Genomic DNA, 18,630 nt, shown 5'->3' with positions numbered 1-18,630 from the left:
GCGGGATGTCGCATCCTCTGCTTGAATAGGACAAGGCTGGGCGGTCCGTCTTGGACTGTCCGGCGCCCGCGACTTCGCGGCTTGGACTGACCGGCGCAGCTTGATTGATCCCGGCGTGTCGCGCCTTTTGAATTTCGAAGAGTCATTCTTAGAAAAGTCGTTCTCGATGTCCGTCGTCAGGAAGTCGCTCTCGACCGAGCTGTTGCCGAAGGATCTGTCCGACCGGCAGCGCTTCATCCGCTTCGCCGAGCTGTTCGAGCATTTCTCCAACACTGGCGAGCTTGACCCGGCCCCCGATGTTCCGTTTCGCGCCGCGATGAACTCGATCCATATCGGCACCACCCTCCTCGGCCGCTGCGACGGCAGCTTCGTCACGGTGCGGCGCGAGAAACGCCAGGTGATCGAGACCGGCGACGACCGCTTTTGTCTCGTGCGCAACAGCGGCGATCGTCCCTCGCAGGTGATCCATCGCGGGCACGAATTCACCATGCGGCCGGGAGCGATGGTGTTGCTCAAGCTCGACGAGCCGTTCTTCGCCGCTGACGGCGCCAGCCGGAAGCGCTTCACTAATGTGCATCTACCGGTCGATTCACTGCGCGCGATGGTCGCTGACGTCGATGACCTCGTCGGCTGCGAGCTCGAGCCCGGCGGCGCGCTGTCGCTGGTGATGGATTACAGCGACCTGTTGCTTCGCCATCCCGCGGCCGCCGACGAGGCTGGCATGGCGATCGCGTCTCACTTACTCGATCTCGCCGCGATCGGCCTCGGCGCCCGCAGCGACGTCGCGGCCGCGGCACGGCGCCGGGGCCTGCGTGCGGTGCGCCTGAAAGCCGTCTTGTCAATCCTCGAGGTGCGATTCCACGAGCCGGATTTTTCCCCAAAAAAGCTCGCCACTTCTGCCGGTCTCTCCGAGCGCTATGTGAACGAGCTGTTGTTCGAGGCCGGCGCCAGCTTCACCACGCGCTTGATCGAATTGCGGCTGCGCAAGGCGGCCGGCTTGCTCGCTCATCGGCAGGGGCGCATCAGCGACATCGCCTTTGCCTGCGGCTTCAACGACCTGTCTTATTTCAATCGCTGCTTTCGCCGTAGGTTCGGCCTGACGCCGACCGCAGCGCGGGGGAAGTAATCGGATCGCGCCTCCCACAACTCCACCATGGGCGGGCGAGTAACCCTACAAAGTGAGGTTAATTCGACGATCGCGTAGCCGTCCATGGTAGGCGCGGGCTACGCTTGAGGCGCCGGGCGAGCTGGTCTTTCCCCCCAAGAGTGAACCCAAGACCAGAATTTGAATCCATCCGGCACGGGCCGCCAGCGATATGCCCCCAAGTCTGGCGGCCCACCTTTTCAAGGCACGTGGGTGGCCTTCGATAATCTCTCAGACCACTCCCGCCAGCATGACGAGGAAGTGCAGCTCTACAAATTCGACGGCTTGGCGCTCGATGGAGTGCATTCGCCGCACAGGCGCAGCGGAGAATTTCTATGCTGAGCTCTCGAAGAATGAACGAAGACAACCTCCAAGCGGAGCTGCGTTGTCGCTCGTCATGTTTACACCGAGCGTAAAAGAGCCCGGACCGCCGTGTGCAACAATCTTTAGTTTGAATATTTTTTCAGCTCGCTCTCCAGGCCACGAACAAGCCACTCCAGCTGACCCCAGGTGTCCATCCCCTTGGGAACAACTTGCATATGATAGTCGCGAAACATGATGAAAGTATTTTTCGATCTGCGGCGCTACCCAATGCTGCACTTCATGCGAAACCATCCAGTACGTTAACGACCTATATCAAAACTCCTTAGGCAACCTAAAATGTTGCAATTTGTAGTCTGCAAAGACCAGGAGCGAGCTAGAACGATTTAAGCGAATGTGATCGTAAATAGTGCGTCGAGCACCGTCATCTCTTCGTTGGTGCGTGTCTCCCGTGGTTTGGTTCACAGGACAGGTAAGCCACTGCCTATTATTCTGTCACAGCAATAAGGGCTGCAGGTGCTGTCTCTACCGCACGTGCATCTTCTCGACAATCGCGTAGAAAAGCATGAAGATGGACAAAAAGACGAAGAACAAAATCGCAGTCGGCTCGGTCTGCGCGAGTTCACGATTTGGGTCGGTGTCAGTTGCGTGCGGTATCGAAGACCGCAGTAAAGCTCGCGGACGACGCTTAGCCGCGCGGAACAGCAACCGGCGAACCAGCGTTTCGGAGGGAGGCGGGGACATGTTGCCTCAGAGCGCAACCAACAACGGGTATTTGCGGACCAATTCGATGTCAACGTAGCCTTCGTGGTTGATCCACTCGTGAGGGCAATAGGCGAGCGATGCAGGGTCAATCTCTAGACGGTCGCGTGCTATCGCTTCGCGGGTGCCCATTTGACCGACCCAGTTCTTCTCTCCATGATCAGCGTCGAGGCGAATAGCGTCGAATACAGCTGTATCGTTTCTCACGGCAATGCTCCCCAGGTGCCAATCAGTTTGCGCAATAGGAAAGAGCATACCGTGCCATCTGTCTCGAGCAACAATCATCGATGTTGCAATTGCTAACAGGTATCCGGAGCTCCGGAGGCGGCTTACTACCATGCCGACGGGAGGATCGAAATTCCAGGGCGCATCTCTGGATGGTGTGTCGACGAAACTAGGCGGCATCTTGGCAAAGCGTTGACGAGTCTTGAACCATGATCGGTATTCTAAAAAGGTATCCAGGAGAGAAGCGGAGGACTGTAAGCAGTCGTCCGTTAAGAAGCCGATTGTAGGGATGAGCGGCCGCTGACATCCGCGATGAGGGTGGCCAGGAAGAGGCACCAAAGAACCCTCAGCCAGGCGAGCATGCGGCGGAAGTTATGACCGACGGCAGGGAGGATGACGTTGGCCGCATCGCCGGCGCGGCCGTTGAGGTAGCAGCGGCCGAGGTGACCATCGGCCAGGTGTCCGATGATGGGTTCGATGGCAGAGCGGCGGCGCAGCTCGCGCTTGATGACCCCGAAGACGCCGCGCTTCTGTCCGGAGATGAAGACGCGGTGCGGGGTTCTGCGCGTCATGGCCGCGGTATCCCTTGTCGACATAGGCCCGCTGGATCGCACAGCCGGTGAGTATCTCGGTGCTGTCGATGACGTCCCGCAAGGTGTGACCGTCGTACGGGTTATCGGGTAGCACCCTGGCGTGCAGCACGAACAGGCCACCGGGAGCCCGGCGGTTGTTGGTGACGATGGAGGCCTTCACCCCGAACTCGTAAGGAGCGGCTGCCTTGCCCTTGCCGATGCACTCGACCTCCGGGGCGTGAAAGGAATAGAGCTTCCAGCCGCGCTGGCGCTGCTGCTGCGAGCGGATCTGGGAGGACCGGCCGAGCGGGAGCGCGAACGCGTTCTCGAGCACGGTCTGACCTTCGATCTTGCGGCGGATATCGCGGATGATCCGGCCGAGCCGGCTCTTCAGGATGCGCAACTGTCGCTGATGGCGCTTGAATTGCTTGGCGTGGGCGTAGCGCCCCGCCATCATCGCTGCGGTCTTGGCAATGCGAAGATAGGACTGCCGCAGCTTGACCCCGTGCTTCCTTGCCAGGCGGTTGAGCCCCTTGATCGCCGCGTGCAGCAGCTTGGCATCGGTCGGGAAGGTGATGGCCTTCGGCTGCTCGGTGGTATCGACCGTGACCCGCTTAAGGTCTGGGCTGCGCAACGCGCCGGCCTCGTGCGCCACCCGCAAGCTCTCGACCAAGAGCAGCTCCAGCTTGTCGCCGAGCCGCTTGCGCCAGTGGCTCAAGTCCGAGCGTTCGTGCGGGAACGCATGCTGAAAGAACTCTTCGCTGGTGAAGTACTGGAAATACGGGTCGTGGACCCAGCGCTCGCAGACCCCCTCATCGGACGGGCCGCAAATATGCTTCAGCAGCAGCCCGATCATGAAGCGGGTCGCGATACCCGGCCGACCGTTCTCGCTGTAGAGCGGCGCGATCTCGCGATCGATCCAGTCCCAGTCGACCTTGCCAGCGAGCTGAACCAGCTCGGGCTTCATATTGATGATTTGGTCCAGCCCAGCCCGGCACAGATCGCTTGATCCCGTCGTCCTGTGCTTCTTCGGTCGCATCGCCACCTCCGATGCGAGCACGGAATCATGAGTGGCGATTCGACGGAATCCTGAAAATGAAATCCCAAGATTCCAGCGCCAAAAGCATCAAAACCCTGCAATCCCAAAACAGTCCACAACGACGAATGCGATTCTGTCTCAGTCGCTTTGCCGCTGTTCACGAAGGACTAACTACACGCCCGCGCTCAGGTTGGCAGGCTGTTGTATTGAGAAGGTGCTGCACCTCCAAAGACCCGGCTCGGTTTTTAGTCAGGCTCTAAGGAGGACCGAGCAACGGATGCCCGGGTCGCTGCAATCTAAGTCACACCATCCGCTGCTTCACAAATTTGGAGTTTTTTGGCGATCCGATCCAGAACCCTCAATGTGCCCACGTCTGCGCGGGTAACCGTTGGATTCGCAGCACTTAGCGTTGAACTGAAGTCCGACGAGTCAGATAGAGATCGTCTCGGGGTTTTCGGAGACGATCGATGCTACGGTTCATTGAAAGCGCGGATCGCGATCAATTGACATTGTTGCCGGAATGCCGAGATGATTGGGTCGGTGGGAGCAATCCTGTTCGCGTTGTCGATGCGTTTGTCGAAGCACTTGATCTCGATGGGATTGGTTTTTGGCGACATCGAACCGTCGGCGACCGGGCGACCCGGCTATCATCCAGCGGTGCTGCTCAAGCTGTACATCTACGGCTATTTGGCAAAACGCAATCTCGAGGTGATCTGGCTACTACAACGGCCTTCGCCGGACGAGAAGACGATCGCCAGTGCGCGAAGTTCGTTTAGCTTTGCCGGCGGACGCGATTGCTGATGGAAGCGAGCGTCGCCATCGACGGATCGAAGTTCAAGGCGGTCAACACGCGGGACAAGAACTTCACAAAGGGCAAGGTGGAGCGTCGTCGCCAGCGACTGGAGGAGAGCGTATCGCGCTATCTCGCACAGCTCGACACGGCAGATCTGCAGGAGCCATCTGAGACTCTCGCCGCGAAGACGGCGCATCTGAAGGAAAAGCTCACCAAGCTCAAGAAATCGTGTGATCTCTCGTTGGGAGCATGAGCACGTCATGGAGGATGCCCAGAGGCGGCTCGATGCTGATCCTCAGGCGAGGCGTCGCCGTTGCGAGACGGTCGAGCATCCGTTCGTCACACTGAAGATGCGCATGGGCGCGACGCACTTCTTGACGAAGCGCTTGCCGAAGGTCGCCACTGAGATGGCGCTGCACGTGCTCTCTACAATCTCACGCGCGTGATGAACTCACGCGCGTGATGAACATCATGGGTGCTGGTTGCGCTGATCGCGGCGATTCAGGCATGAGGAGCATTGCTGTCGCGCGTGCCGCCAGCCTCATCATCGATCACAGCGGCTCGGGCAAGCCACTGGGCTGGCTTCCAGCGCTTCACCGGAAATTATGCCATTTCGGCGCAAATCCGGACCAGACGGAGCTGTTCAAAGCGGCGCCCCCCGCAATGAAATGTTTTCACGTGGCCAAGACCCGGAAGAGACCTCCGCCGGTCAGGGCAATTGAATGTGTCGATTATCATTGCGTAATTAAATAGGGCAGGGTAAATTCTTTTTTAAGATGTCACGATATTGAGAACTTTTTGGGTTGGAATGAGGCGACTGTCATCGTCGAAGGGGAGGAGAAGAATGGTTGTCTTGAAGAAACTTCTTATCGCGCTGACCGGCTTGAGTGCTCTGGGTGTTGCAGGCTCTCTCTGCAGCTCAGCGGCACACGCTGATCCAATGGTGACCTATAATTGGACTACAACGAGCCAAGGCTTCGGATTCAATCTCGGTCAACCTTCGACAGCTTCTTTTCAAGTTCCGCTCGTTGATGTTCAAAGTGGTGTTATTCAACAGAGCGACATCACGAACATTCAGTTGGCCTATCCCGGTCTTTCTCTCGATACCTTCGTGGTCAGCAGCGGCGGGCTTGATGCGGCTGCTTTTGTTAATCCGCTCACGGGTGCCTTGATTTATCATGACCCTGATCAGGGTCTGGCGGTGATTGGGCAGGACAGCAATAACCCCTTCCTCACATTCTTGTCGATCACGGTCGATAATCGGTTTGGTCCGTTTGGCAATCCGCTGAACAGTGTGGCCGACCAGTTTAACGCGCTCAATAATGGTAACCCGGATGCCGGTTTTCCGACCGCGGGCTTCTGGACCGCGACGCTGCCCAGCGTGGCTCCTGCGGTTCCGGAGCCGTCAACTTGGGCCATGTTGCTGATTGGCTTCGCGGGGCTCGGTCTCGCTGGCTACAAACAGGCACGTCGCCGCGCGATCACGGTCTGAAATCCGCGCAAAAATGCGAAAGATGGAGCCGTCTTCGGGCGGCTTTTTCTTTGGTGCGGATCCTTTCGGATTGGCGCGTATCGAAAGAGTTGAGGTGGAAGGCGCCGCGCTTACCGACTTCCGGTCATGGCCGATTTTGTTGCAAAAGTCAGTTGAGACGAGGGGGCAAGCGTGATTCCGTTGTGTTGACGCGAATCGCGACGAGGTCGATCCATGATCGGGCTGTCTGAAGAGTGACCAAGGTCAACTGTTCTACGAGTTTCATCTCAGCGAGGCGGTTCCCGAAGATCATCTGGTGCGGAAGGTCGACACTGCTCTCGATCTGTCGTGGCTTCGCAGCGAACTTGCTCCTCACTATTCGTCCATGGGTCGCCCGTCGATCGATCCAGAGCTGATGATCCGGATGCTGATCGTGGGGTATGTCTTCGCGATCCGCTCGGAGCGGCTGCTCTGCCGTGAAGTGCAGGTGCAGCCGACGCCAACAAGCAGCGCTCGATCGCAGGTCAAGATTGGCGCAGGGACCGCGATCCGGCGAGATCAAGCCGCGCGGTGAAGGAGTATCTGGCGACCCTCGACGATACTGCGTGGGGCGCGGCCAGCGACGTTATCCCGAAGTTCGTTTCGCCCTGCGGCGCAGTGGACCGGCGCTCACAAGGGAGCGGCATTCTTCGCTTACTCCGACAATTATCTCATCGACGTGACGTTCGGTATCATCCTCGATGTCGAAGCTACCCGTGCCATTCGCGAGGCCGAGGCCGGCGCGGCAAAGACCATGATCGAACGGACGGAGGAGCGCTTTGGTCTCAAGCCTGAGCGGCTTGTCGGGGATACCGCCTACGGGGCGGCCTCGTCCACCACCTGCTCAGGCTATGTGCGTCGCCTAGCGTTCGAGTTGCGTAAAGAGCGCCAGGACCGGCGGATCAACGCCGGTCGTTTATCGCCGAATAGCCAACGATCCACCGCCAACAGCCCGACTTATACAACAAAATCGGCCATGAACTGACTCACCGATGCTATGTTGCTCCAACTAGAAAGCCGCCCAAAGGCGGCTCTCGAATAAACCCGGTAATCATTGATCAGGCGGCCGTCGATGCCGGCTTGGGCTCTCGCCGATAGACCATGAATCCGATGCCTGCGAAGCCGAGGAGCATCATAGCCCAGGTCGAGGGCTCAGGCACGGCGCCCTGGATGTTCTGGAAGCGGAAATGGCCGTTCACCTGGCTCTCCTCGGTCGCGTCGCCGTAGTCGCACCCGGTCGGGCAGCCGCCCTGAAGGACGTATGCGTCAGTCAGGCCGCCCCCATTGAGGGTGCCCGAATGGATGTCCGCGTCGTTGACGTTCCAGTTCGCGCTAAATCCATCGCTAAAAGTTCCGATGATCAACAGCGTAATTCCCTGCTGGAAACTGCCAAACGGACCGTTAAATCCGCCTTGATTGCTAGACTCAGGGCTCGTGGCAAAGAACACGGTTTGCCCGGGAGCAAGTCCCACACCAGGAAAGAACACGCTGAAGTCACCGCTGAACTCCGAATGGGCGACATCGGCGAACGTCCCGACAAATGTCGTGTTGCCATTATTTGTAAACGAAACGTAGCTGGTGTCAGGCGAAGGGCTGAAAGGTGAATGTAAATCGAACCCAACACCAGGCGGCGCGTCTGAATAGGATGTGGTGACGTCGATGATGCTGTTGCCGGCGTGAGCGGCAGAAGCTCCTGCCATGAGACCAACTGCAAGGGCGGAGAGACAAAGTCGTTTCATTATCACCTCCCGATCTAATGCTTACGAAAAACTAAATTTAACTGGAGGGGCGCATAAACTGTCAAGACTCGATTTGCGAAAATATGTGACAGTTCCGCAAGATTGGACGTTCGAGCATGTCTCTTCCGGGTCTTGGCCACGTGAAAACATTTCATTGCGGGAGGCGCCGCTTTGAACAGCTCCGTCTGGTCCGGATTTGCGCCGAAATGGCATAATTTCCGGTGAAGCGCTGGAAGCCAGCCCAGTGGCTTGCCCGAGCCGCTGTGATCGATGATGAGGCTGGCGGCACGCGCGACAGCAATGCTCCTCATGCCTGAATCGCCGCGATCAGCGCACCAGCACCCATGATGTTCATCACGCGCGTGAGATTGTAGAGAGCACGTGCAGCGCCATCTCAGTGGCGACCTTCGGCAAGCGCTTCGTCAAGAAGTGCGTCGCACCCATGCGCATCTTCAGTGTGACGAACGGATGCTCGACCGTCTCGCAACGGCGACGCCTCGCCTGAGGACCAGCATCGAGCCGCCTCTGGGCATCCTCCATGACGTTCTCATGCTCCCAACGAGAGATCACACGATTTTTGGCCGTGGTGCAACGCGCCTTCAGTAGGCAACTCCCCCAAGCTTTCGTAACGTAGCGCCGAATGGTGCGTTCGCCATCCACTGACGTCAGCCAATATGCCAGCAACTCGCCAGCCGGGCAGCGATACACATCCTGCTTGGCCAGGTATGCGAAGTCGTTCTATGCAAACTTGCCCTTCGCCTCCATGCGGTCGTGTTTGGCTCGGTAGAGTCATAAGGATATCAGCGTCGGCGCAAGCCATGATCTCCTCACCTGTGTAATAGCCTCGATCGGCCACGGCCTCGAGCTTGTCAACGCCGAGCACGGCCTTGGCCTGTTTGCCCATTTTGCCCGTTAAGCGCGATCTGAACCGCTATTCGTTACTTCGTGCGCGATGATAAGGTGATGCTCGGTATCTACAGCAACCTGCACATTGTAGCCAACGACGCCCGAGCCACGGACGCTCGGTGCCATGGACCGACTGTCGGATCGGTCAGCGATATCTGTTGATCTGTGATGCCAGCATCGCCTCTTCGTAGGCTTCGAGCTTGTGCATCTCGCTCTTGAGCTTGGTGAGCTTTCCCTTCAGATGCGCCGTCTTCGCGGCGAGAGTCTCAGATGGCTCCCGCAGATCTGCCGTATCGAGCTGTGCGAGATAGCGCGATACGCTCTCCTCCAGTCGCTGGCGACGACGCTCCACCTTGCCCTTTGTGAAGTTCTTGTCCCGCGTGTTGACCGCCTTGACCTTCGATCCGTCGATTGCGACGCTCGCTTTCGTCAGCAGCTCCTTCTGGGGCATACTAAGATCGAGAGCACCGTTCGGTATCTCGGCATCGAGGTCGACGACGCCATCGCGATAGCAGAACAAGTCGACGTCTGATTTCGGTGGGGCAGCGCAGAGTGCGTCTGCTCTGCCCTTGACGGCTTCGGGCCATAAGCTGAGGTCGCTACAGCTAGGTTCGCGGCGGCTGCGCCGGCGCGATCAACCCGTGTGGGCGGCGCCGGCTCCTTCACGCAGACCGGCTTCTCCAGCGATATCCATTGCGCCTTGCCGGGATCGAAGCAGACGATGCGCCGCCTCCGCCTTGTCGCGTTCGCCCGCTTTCGCCGCCGCCAACTCCTTCACCAGGCCCCAGTACCCGCGGGTCACGTTCGCATTCTCGGCATAGACAGGGTTGTTCATCAAAAGCCGATGCGCCTTGCCGAGATTGAAGCAGGTAATCCCGGGGTACAGATGGTGCTCCAAGTGGTAGTTCAGACCCCACGGGGCGAACGCCAGAATCTGCCACCATGGTCCCACGATGGTCCGCGTCTCGTTCAGGACGCTCTCGTGTCGCACGCCATAGTGCTCCGAAACGCGCTTGAGGTAGATCACGCCCATGAACGTCGTGAGCAACGGGACCAACCAGTACAGCAGAAGCTCCTTCCAAAAGCCGAAGGCAACCGCCGAGACGAACAAGAGTCCGAACGCCAGAAGCCGGAGCCGAGACGTCCACACAGGTATCTGGCGGGTCTGGGGATTGTTGTGGAAGCTTCCGAGGAACTGCCTCGTCTTCAGCCCCGCGAAATGAAGCGCGACTCTCCGCAGGAACAGATACTGCGGCACCGGAAATTCGTAATCGTCAACGCCGAAGTTGCGCGTCCAGTCCGGGTCCCTCTCGCTGTTGAGTTCCCTGTGATGGGCAAAGTGAGTGTTTCGATATCCCGCCATGGAGGCGGTTGTCGGAAACGCCATGATCTCGCCGACGATGTCGTTGAGCAGCCGGTTCTTCGCCACGCGGTAGTGCGCCGCCTCATGCATCAGCCCGCCAATGCCCACGATCCTGGACCCGATCACGAACAACGCTAACAGGTAGGTCAGCGGATTGAACCACGTTGCCTCGCTCAACCAGATCGCTGCCCCGACCATTGCCATCTCCGCCGCGAACGCTGACAGCACCTTCCCGGAGCTGACTTCGGACAGGCTGCGCATCTCCTCCTTGGTCAAAAACCGGGGGATTTCGCGGACGCACGCGTCGTCCTGCGTTGCGCTGGGCGCCGCCCCCCTCGACCCTTCTGTCATCTCGAAAATCCTCTTGCCTAAACTCCTTATCATCTATCACTTTTTCCCCGACAACTCTAACTAGAATCCTTGATCATCCAACCGATCCGTCGCAACCTCTCTGAAAGGAACTGAGGGGCGCGCCCAAGGACGCCGGCCTACATATGACGGTGCGCAAGAGAGTGGCGATCATTGGCGCGGGCGTGCAGGGGCTCGCTGCGGCGAGGACGCTCGTCGCGCTTGGCTACGAGGTGCGCATCTTCGAGAGGCTAGACGGGGTCGGCGGCACCTGGCACCGGAAAAAGTCCTATCCGGGCCTCGCCAGCCACGGCCCAATGAGAAACATCCTCTATCCCGATTTCCCGGCTCCGGCCGGCTTCGACGAGGACAAGCCATTCGCCCGGGAGGATTTCGCGGACTACCTCGATCGCTATGCGCGCCGCTTCGGGCTCCTCGAGCTCACCTCGTTCGAGACCGAAGTCACCGACATTCGGTACCGCCTGGACGAATCCGACAGGCCCATCATCGCCACCGCACGAAACGCTACCTCGGGCGCTACGATCGCGCACGAATGCGACTTCGTCGTATATACGACATTCACCACCGTAGGCTTCGTGCCTCGATTCGAGGGCGAGGAGACCTACCGGGGACGAATCGTTCACTCATCGGACTTCAATGATGACATCTTGAACGATTCCTTGCGGCGGGGCGACCGGATCCTGGTTCTCGGCGGCAACAAGTCCGCCGCTGACATCGTCTACTATCTTGAGAGCCGGTCGTATAAGAACTACCTATGGGTCTTCCGCCGTAACACGTGGGGCTTCGACTTCGAGAAGATCGCCGCCGGAAGCCTGGCCGTGAGACTGGGGTTCTACCTCTACTTCAAGCTCTTCCAGAGCAGACGCCTGCGCCCGCTCGCAGCCGCGGCCTTCCTGCCGTTGCGGCTCTTCCGGCACTTCCTGTCGCCCTTTCCTGAGTCGCACCCCTTGGCCATCGGCTTCAATGGCGCTATCTGGAAGCGGGAGCAGATCGACGTCCTGCGCCGGTCCCGGGTCCACCGCGGCGAGATTGCCAGGATCGACGGACAACAAGTGCTTCTTGCGACACGTGGAGCTCCAGACGGTCAGGAGCCGGTTCGCGACACGTTCGACCTGATCGTTTGTGGGACTAGTTTCGTCCAAACGAAGGACGCCCCCGTCGTACTGGTCGACAGCAACGGCGAGCGTTCGCTGGACCAGCAGAAATCCGCCTTCCTATTCCGAAGCATGGTCCACCCGGCCGCGCCGCGCATCGTCTTCTGGAACGCGGCGATCTCGCCCGGCCGCATAACGATATCGGCCTACCTGCTGTCGCTATGGTTCCACCGTCACTTCAGCCTTGTCGACGAAGGGCGTCTCAAGCCAGAGGCTATGATCGCCGAAATCGAGAGCGACAAGGAAATGTTGCGCGTGCGTGGTCATGCTGACTACGATGTTTGGAAGACCTTCCAGAAGGCCCAAGGCTCCTTCATCGAGAGAAACGCGACCCTCACGTTGAAGGATCTCGACCTACTCGACACCAAGACCCGCATGATCCTGCTGTCTGCGTCGCCGATTGCGCTCAAGGACATCTATCTCGCCAAGCTCGCGAAGATGCGGGGCTAGACGGGTTGCCCCGTCTCGCCGGATGGCGGCAGATGCTGGAGGTTCCTGCGCAGGGGACTTGAACCGCTCAGCGGCGGTGAAGTTGCGCTCGCACCTGACCTTTTGAGATTCGTGAGAGGGCACGGATGAGCTGCGCCGCCTCCGGATTCCGACGGCCCCGCGGCGACTTGTCAATTACCCAGTCCGGCTACGATACCCAGCGCATGGACAGAGACCACCATCCCGAGCGCGAAGAGGAGGCGACGAGGTTCGCTGCCTTAGGCCGCGCCCTCCTCGACCGCCGCAGCCGAGCGGGGCGCGGAAACCAGCGCGGCGTAGCCCCCGAGCAGCGGCATGACGATTAAAAGAGCCACCGCAGCGACGTCGAAGGCGATGCCCGCACCGCCGGCGCGGTGCGCGAAGAAACCCGCGATCGGCGGCAACGCCAACATGCTTCCGTAGAACGCCGAGAAGTAGATTCCCATTCCGACCGCGCGCGTCTGGACAGGAAGCACCCATGACGGCAGGCTGACGAAACTTGCTCCGGATAAGCCGGACACGAGTCCCAGTCCGGCGAAGATGAGAACGTCGTGGTCGGACACCGGAACGGCTGCCATCCCGAGCGCCGCGAGCAGCAAAGCTGCGGCAGCGATCCAGATGCAAGTGCCTCGCCGGACCGCAAGCGCGCCGCCGACTGGGATGGAGGCGATGGTGACCCAAAGCGCGACGCTGACGTGAGAGGCGGCGATCTCGGCCGTGTAACCCCTCTCGGTCAGAAGCAACGGGCCGAACGCAAACGCATTGGCGAAAGTGGCATTGGCAGTGCCAACGAGCAAACCTGCAAGCACCACCGCGGCTGTGATGGCCGCACTTGGGAAGGCCGCGGACAACGGCGCGCCAAGTCGCGTCTGCTTCGGCAGCGCGAACAACAGGATCAGCGTCGTCAGGGTCAGGATTACCAGCGCTACCGATGCCCCGATCAGCCCGAACTTGTCCGCGATCGGCGGCAGCGAGATCAATGCCAGCGCAATCCCACACGGCCAGGAGCCGGCGAGAGCCGCCATCGCAAGGCCGAGTTGCCGACCTGCGAACATGTCAGTGATCATCTTGGTGCCAGCGACCGTAAATACGACGCCGCCTGCACCCGCGATGATTCTGGCCAGCAGACGCGCGTTCCAGTCACTCGACAAATCGACAGCGGCGCCGGCGACCATCAGCGCCGCGCACAGCAGAAGTGTGGTTCGCTCGCCGAGCTTTTGGATCGCCATACCTCCAGGAAGCGCAACCAGGACGCTGGGCGCCAAGTAGGCGCCGACTAAGATGCCGAGCCGAGCATAATCGAGGCCCTCCGCACGAAGCAGCGGGCCGAGCGCTCCGACGCTTTCGAACTGCACGCCCATGACGCAACGCGCCGTGAAAAGAATCGCTAGAATTCGCCATTTCGATTCCAAGGGGGCCTCCCGACGGATAAGTCCGGCCAGTGTCCCGTCAAAGCTCTCTCGAAGCAAGCCGCGAGTTCGGCTTGACCAGAAGTTTCCGAGCTCAAGAATCGAAGTGAAGGGCTAACCGGAATGAAAATCCAAACGATTGTTATCGGCATGCGTCGGCTAATTTTTGCCTGCGGCTCCGGCCGCTGGTTCAGTCAGACATGGATGCGTAATTTCGCCAGCATCTTGCGTTGCTCAGTCGCCTTCTAACTGATTTCGTTGAAAACGGCCGACAGTATTTCGTTGTAACAGCTCGGTCGCAACGTGGCGAAGTGCTCTACTGATCCCTATGCGGGTTTCGGGATGGGCATCGGGATCTGCTTGGCCATCTTTCGAAGCTTCTGGGCGGTGGCTGCGAGGTTGAACTCGTCGCTCGCGCCGTTTGGACCTCGTAAACGCAACGATCGAGCTTGAGAATGCGCTGAGGGTCGCCGATCGCTCAAGGGTGTATTCGCGCTGCGATGCTGCTGAGGCGTCCTCGCCCCGTGCCTAGCATTGAACTGCGGTCGAGACCATCAGGAGATTTCAGGAGGGAAAACTAACAGAGCGCGACTCCTACGCAATTGCTCGTACGCTGATCGGCGCCATTCGCGCTGACCGTCGAATACAGTCAGCCCCGAGCATGAGGCGCCACAGCGGGTCTGCAATGGTCAAAGCAAACGAAACAGATCGGTGGTCTAGGTCCGCTCAGGGTCAAAGGACTAAACCGCTCGCGCGGTAGGGCATGGCAGCCAGCAGCGCAGCTGAGAGGATAGCGCGACGAGGCGTCCTGTCTTGAGATGAGGGGTTCACAACCTTCACCCAAGACAGGAGCATCCCCATGACCGACGAGGCCATGAGCCCTTTGCGGCGGCGCATGATCGAAGATATGACGATCCGGAAGTTCGCAGCCAAGACCCAAAATGACTACATTCAACGGGTCAAGCATTTCGCTGTGTTTCTCGGGCAATCGCCTGATCTGGCGACCTTCGAGGATGTGCGTCGTTATCAGCTGTATCTGGCATCGAGCGGCGTTGGCGTGCCGACATCAACCAGGCCATCTCGACGTTGCGGTTCTTTTTCAAAGTCACCTTGAAGCGCCACGATATCGTCGAGCACACCCAGTTCATTCACGAGCCGCGCAAGCTGCCGGTGGTGCTGAGCGTGGAGGAAGTGGCGCGGCTGCTCGATGCCGCACCGGGCTCAAATACAAGGCGGCTCTCAGCGTGGCCTATGGCGCCGGCCTGCGCGCCAACGAGGTGGTCTCGCTCAAGATCTCCGACATCGACAGCAAGCGCATGATCATCCGGGTGGAGCAAGGCAAAGGCGGCAAGGACCGCAACGTCATGCTGTCGCCGAGCCTGCTCGACCTGCTCCGCGCCTGGTGGAAGGCAGCACGCCCTCAGGGCTGGCTATTCCCGGGCCGCGATCCGGCCCAGCCGATGACGACACGCCAGCTCAATCGCGCCTGTCATGCCGCCGCCCAGATGGCGGAGATCAGCAAGCGCGTCTCGTTGCACACCCTGAGACACAGCTTCGCTACCCAACTGCTCGAGCAGAACATCGACGTCCGCGTGATCCAGGTGCTGCTCGGTCACGCCAAGCTCGATATGACCGCGCTCTATACCCGCGTCGCCACCAAGACGATCAGCGACGTCATGAGCCCGCTGGAGCACATCGCGATCAAGCTGAAGCAGGCCCGGCCGCCCGGCTGACGCGGGGCCGGCGTGTCTCGTCCGGCTCTGGAGGTTGCAGATATCTTCCGCAACCGTGGTCCGGCATGGCGGCAGACCCATGCGGGCCATGTCAGCCTCGACCAGTTGAAGGTGATGTCGGCGATCGAGAGCTGCCGCACGGCACCTCTCGGCGGCCATGTCACGCGCTGCGAGGTGCAATCCAACGGCGCCTGCCCCGCCTCGATCGCTACGATATCTTGCTCAATCTGCTGAATACTACTTGCACAGTCGATCCCGGTGCACGCATTGAGATCTTCGAGAAGCTTCCGGCGCTGTATACGAAGCTCATCAAGCGCTTTCCGGTCTTTTAGGAAAACATAGCCCTCCACGATCGGTTCGACAGCTCTTGACATCTCTCATGCCCCTGGCCCATCCAAGGCCTCGCCCTTCATACACGAGCTAGGTTTCGAAGTGCGTAGGCAGAGCTACGGCACGCAATCGCCGTGTCGCGAGTTCGCCTAGAACAAACTCTCTCCGCAGATTGTGTGCCGCAGCCGTCAAATGGCAGCCTACGATCAGACCGAGCCGCCTTAGGGTCAGGAGAGCAACGGGGTCACACAGTTCGATAGAAAGTCCGGCTCCCAAGATCGCAATGGCACGTTGCTCATCCGCGTCGAGATCAGCCCATAAGATGCCTTCCATCACGCGCCTCAAAACCGTAGCGGATCTCAAAACCCAAACGCGTGTCTGATTTGCCGCAGCATAGCCATGGCCGCGTCGGTGTATCGACCGTTCGTCAGGTATTGATCCAGCTGCGCTGTACTAATCAGCGCCACAACTGCCACCGTGAAGCCCTTGAACATTGGGCCTCTCCTGAAGAAGACCGCCAACTGGGCGTGTTTAAAACCGTTTTCAGAATGCCTTGCCGCGAACCGCGCGGCCAATGCGCTTATCGTGACAGCGCCCGGTAAGGAATTGCTTAACAGGCGAGTTCAAGCCTGAGCGCCGCGTTCCACAGGCCCGCGGGGTGGCGCTGGCGATTCTGAAGCTCCAGCACGTAACAATCGATCTTTGCATCGTGCACGCCAATGGCAAGCCGCACGTGCCCGATTGATCGCCCGCATCACCCAACGCGCGCCATCATCGCCGGCCCGCCTCGCTCGACCACCAGCATGTGTTTCGGCTTGCAATATTGACCCCCTAAGCCGGGGGATCGGCGTCCAAAATTGTTTGGACGCCGGTTGACACACCAGCAGGCAAGACCTCGTCTCAGGTAGGCGACGATCCCTTGTTGAGCAGCTGAGACACGGCGGTGCCCAATTGTGCGGGAGCAAAGGGCTTCTGCAGCAGGATGCTTCCCGGCACGCCTTCGGCCGGCCACCCGTCGGCGGCTGCGCCAGTCACGTAAACAACAGCCAGGTCAGCATCAGTTTGACGGGCGCGACGTGCGAGCTCCCAACCGGACATGCAACCTTTGAGGTTGATGTCCGTTACCAACGCCTTGTAGGTCGGGATGTCAGTGCTTCTTCGCCTGATACACAGGTCATGAAGTCAAAGGCGCCTTCCGACAAGGCATCTTTGACGATGCGCTGCAGCAGTTCGTCGTCCTCGACGATGAGCACCACTGGCACTTGCTCCATGAATCGCAGTCTCCCACTGCAGCTACCCTGGGCCGGACTAGGTAGCTACGGAACCATGGTTCGTAACAAATGGTAGAAATTCACACTTTCAAGCGTGAGCCGGCGCATGCGGACCGGCCGGACGGTCCGGGCGGTGATCGGTGCTCGTGCTTCGGCGGCATCGCTAGTCCCTGCCTCTACCGACGTGCCCGGGTCCGTTTGTTAGCAAACCTGGCAGCAAGCCGTTCTGCCTCTGTGCCCCTCAAGCCGCTTTTCCGACTTGCCTGAAGGTCAGTCCTTCTGCGGAGTTCGACTCAGTGTAAGAACTGTGATCGCGTTGCCTTCTTCGGCAACGTGGCTTTTCTTGTCGCAATGGGCTTGGGGTTGGACGTGAAAAATCAAATGCTCAGTTCTTGTTGGTCTACTTTCATCGCTGTTCCTTTATTCCCCAGCTTCCGCCGATGTTCTTCTGAACACCATCACGGGGCCATTTTCTTCGGTCGATGTAGGTTGGATCGTTTTCGATGATCCAACGGCACCGATACAGTCCCAATCAGTCGCGGTGGGATTTTCGTCCTTCCGCGCTGAAATGATCACGGAAATACACGCATACATTGGCACTGGGCCACCCGCTCCATTGATCAGCCAAGGTGTTACTCTTGGCGTCATGTCTGACGCGAGCGGGGTGACCTCAGGGGTATTTCTGTTTTCCACTCACGTCTCGCTGAGCCTAAGCACGCCGGTTGATGTTTCCGCGAACTGAACACTAGACGCGGGCAATTATTGGCTAGCAGCGATCGCCGACCTCGGAAGGACTGCTGTATGGTGGAGGGGGAACGCTTCCCATGTATACGCCATCGACGAGGTGATAGCCGTTTCTCCTTCTACGGAGGGGTGGCAGTCCTATTCTCCGCATGGGTTTCCGCCCGAGTGCTCCCCTCAAGCAGAAATCGACGCTGTCGCCGCCGTCCCCGAGCCCTCCATATGGGCCTCGGCTTCTGCGGCCTCGGCTTCATGGCGTATCGGCGCAGGCAGAACGGCAGCGCGTTCGCAGCCGCCTAACGCTTCTCCGATACCGCATTACGACAAAGCCGCTCCTGATCGGGGCGGCTTTTCCATCTCAGTTATTCCCTACTGCGCCAGATCGAATTGAACTCTCAGTCTGTGCGCGATCTCTTCAGCTCGTCTTTGAAATCCGATCGGATCGGCGGGCGCAGAGATAACGGTTGGCACCCAGCCGTATGCGTGGTCCGGCCGGATTGCGATTTTTAGGCCCGCAACACCGATCTTGTCTGTAATGAGGCGGGCGAGATCATTCGCCGTTGCGCGTTCCTTGAGCATGTCGAAATCTCCCAAAATAACTGCTGTAAATCATGACAAGCTCAAAGCATGAAAGATCCCTAAACGGATATGGTTGCCAGGCGCCACAGCCGAAATGAAATGACCCCAGCGCCGGGTTGAGGATGCGCATTCCGACGAAGTCGGCCGTGGATTCCGAGCGAAGCCGGCCGCCTGTACCGATTGAAGCCGGCCAGGGATTCCG

13 protein-coding genes and 8 pseudogenes are annotated in these 18,630 nt (G+C 59.3%); 10 read left to right on the top strand and 11 right to left on the bottom strand.

The annotated features are described in order from the left end of the window. Window positions 1-166 precede the first annotated feature (166 nt). On the top strand, window positions 167-1,126 hold the full coding sequence (locus XI06_RS22400; RefSeq protein WP_271606537.1) for a helix-turn-helix transcriptional regulator: 960 nt from the start codon (window positions 167-169) through the stop codon (window positions 1,124-1,126). Window positions 1,127-2,215: 1,089 nt separating this feature from the next. Here the strand turns inward: XI06_RS22400 and XI06_RS22395 are convergent. Both XI06_RS22395 and XI06_RS22390 read right to left on the bottom strand, forming a co-directional pair. Then, window positions 2,216-2,434: a hypothetical protein gene (locus XI06_RS22395; RefSeq protein WP_237874418.1), complete on the bottom strand. Its 219-nt coding sequence runs from the start codon at window positions 2,432-2,434 to the stop codon at window positions 2,216-2,218. A 287-nt stretch (window positions 2,435-2,721) separates the two neighbouring features. Continuing rightward, a pseudogene (locus tag XI06_RS22390) lies at window positions 2,722-4,063 on the bottom strand (IS5 family transposase). A 467-nt stretch (window positions 4,064-4,530) separates the two neighbouring features. Here XI06_RS22390 and XI06_RS43950 point away from each other — a divergent pair. From XI06_RS43950 to XI06_RS22370, 5 genes and pseudogenes are all read left to right on the top strand, one after another. Then, window positions 4,531-4,828: pseudogene (locus XI06_RS43950) on the top strand (IS5/IS1182 family transposase); the annotation flags it as partial. Between the two features lie 11 nt (window positions 4,829-4,839). Next, window positions 4,840-5,319, top strand: a pseudogene (locus XI06_RS43945) (transposase); the annotation flags it as partial. Continuing rightward, the gene (locus XI06_RS22380; RefSeq protein ID WP_271606536.1) at window positions 5,316-5,609 is read left to right on the top strand and encodes a hypothetical protein; all 294 of its coding nucleotides are present in this window, start codon (window positions 5,316-5,318) and stop codon (window positions 5,607-5,609) included. The pseudogene XI06_RS43945 and the gene XI06_RS22380, both read left to right, overlap by 4 nt. A gap of 91 nt (window positions 5,610-5,700) precedes the next feature. Continuing rightward, window positions 5,701-6,348, top strand: coding sequence for a PEP-CTERM sorting domain-containing protein (locus tag XI06_RS22375; RefSeq protein ID WP_271606535.1), 648 nt, complete (start codon window positions 5,701-5,703; stop codon window positions 6,346-6,348). 226 nt (window positions 6,349-6,574) lie between these two features. Beyond that, window positions 6,575-7,195: pseudogene (locus tag XI06_RS22370) on the top strand (transposase); the annotation flags it as partial. A 229-nt stretch (window positions 7,196-7,424) separates the two neighbouring features. Here XI06_RS22370 and XI06_RS22365 read toward each other — a convergent pair. Together XI06_RS22365 and XI06_RS22360 are read right to left on the bottom strand one after the other, a co-directional pair. Continuing rightward, on the bottom strand, window positions 7,425-8,105 hold the full coding sequence (locus XI06_RS22365; protein WP_237874438.1) for a PEPxxWA-CTERM sorting domain-containing protein: 681 nt from the start codon (window positions 8,103-8,105) through the stop codon (window positions 7,425-7,427). Between the two features lie 354 nt (window positions 8,106-8,459). Then, complete coding sequence (locus tag XI06_RS22360; protein WP_271606534.1) at window positions 8,460-8,813, bottom strand: transposase; 354 nt, start codon at window positions 8,811-8,813, stop codon at window positions 8,460-8,462. A gap of 631 nt (window positions 8,814-9,444) precedes the next feature. Between XI06_RS22360 and XI06_RS22355 the strand changes: the two are divergent. Continuing rightward, window positions 9,445-9,543: pseudogene (locus XI06_RS22355) on the top strand (tyrosine-type recombinase/integrase); the annotation flags it as partial. Between the two features lie 102 nt (window positions 9,544-9,645). On the opposite strand, the gene XI06_RS22350 reads toward XI06_RS22355, so the two are convergent. After that, window positions 9,646-10,725, bottom strand: a complete 1,080-nt coding sequence (locus tag XI06_RS22350; RefSeq protein ID WP_271606533.1) for a fatty acid desaturase family protein — start codon at window positions 10,723-10,725, stop codon at window positions 9,646-9,648. Between the two features lie 143 nt (window positions 10,726-10,868). On the opposite strand from XI06_RS22350, the gene XI06_RS22345 reads away from it, so the two are divergent. Beyond that, window positions 10,869-12,347: a SidA/IucD/PvdA family monooxygenase gene (locus XI06_RS22345; protein WP_271606532.1), complete on the top strand. Its 1,479-nt coding sequence runs from the start codon at window positions 10,869-10,871 to the stop codon at window positions 12,345-12,347. A 257-nt stretch (window positions 12,348-12,604) separates the two neighbouring features. On the opposite strand, the gene XI06_RS22340 is transcribed toward XI06_RS22345, so the two are convergent. Both XI06_RS22340 and XI06_RS43940 read right to left on the bottom strand, forming a co-directional pair. After that, window positions 12,605-13,777 (bottom strand): MFS transporter, encoded by a 1,173-nt coding sequence (locus XI06_RS22340; RefSeq protein ID WP_237874384.1) that lies wholly within the window; start codon window positions 13,775-13,777, stop codon window positions 12,605-12,607. A 323-nt stretch (window positions 13,778-14,100) separates the two neighbouring features. Next, window positions 14,101-14,237 (bottom strand): annotated as a pseudogene (locus XI06_RS43940) (IS5/IS1182 family transposase); the annotation flags it as partial. A 396-nt stretch (window positions 14,238-14,633) separates the two neighbouring features. Between XI06_RS43940 and XI06_RS22335 the strand changes: the two are divergent. After that, window positions 14,634-15,507 (top strand): annotated as a pseudogene (locus tag XI06_RS22335) (tyrosine-type recombinase/integrase). Window positions 15,508-15,519: 12 nt separating this feature from the next. Continuing rightward, a pseudogene (locus tag XI06_RS22330) lies at window positions 15,520-15,681 on the top strand (transposase zinc-binding domain-containing protein); the annotation flags it as partial. 515 nt (window positions 15,682-16,196) lie between these two features. Here XI06_RS22330 and XI06_RS22320 read toward each other — a convergent pair. The 4 genes from XI06_RS22320 to XI06_RS22305 form a co-directional block, all read right to left on the bottom strand. Then, window positions 16,197-16,331, bottom strand: coding sequence for a hypothetical protein (locus tag XI06_RS22320; protein WP_271606531.1), 135 nt, complete (start codon window positions 16,329-16,331; stop codon window positions 16,197-16,199). Window positions 16,332-16,958: 627 nt separating this feature from the next. Continuing rightward, window positions 16,959-17,108: a response regulator gene (locus tag XI06_RS43555; protein WP_333909358.1), complete on the bottom strand. Its 150-nt coding sequence runs from the start codon at window positions 17,106-17,108 to the stop codon at window positions 16,959-16,961. 1,110 nt (window positions 17,109-18,218) lie between these two features. Further along, window positions 18,219-18,428 carry a hypothetical protein gene (locus tag XI06_RS22310; protein ID WP_237874385.1) on the bottom strand — a complete coding sequence of 70 codons (210 nt, stop codon included), beginning with the start codon at window positions 18,426-18,428 and terminating at the stop codon, window positions 18,219-18,221. Next, window positions 18,400-18,630, bottom strand: a 231-nt coding sequence (locus XI06_RS22305; RefSeq protein WP_271606530.1) for a hypothetical protein, incomplete at its 5' end; no start/stop codon positions are given. The genes XI06_RS22310 and XI06_RS22305, both read right to left, overlap by 29 nt.

Origin of the sequence: Bradyrhizobium sp. CCBAU 11434, assembly GCF_028128895.1 — a bacterium.
Lineage (GTDB): Bacteria > Pseudomonadota > Alphaproteobacteria > Rhizobiales > Xanthobacteraceae > Bradyrhizobium > Bradyrhizobium zhengyangense.
The sequence above is the reverse complement of the archived record's forward strand: the minus strand, read 5'-3'. Positions and strand labels throughout refer to the sequence as shown.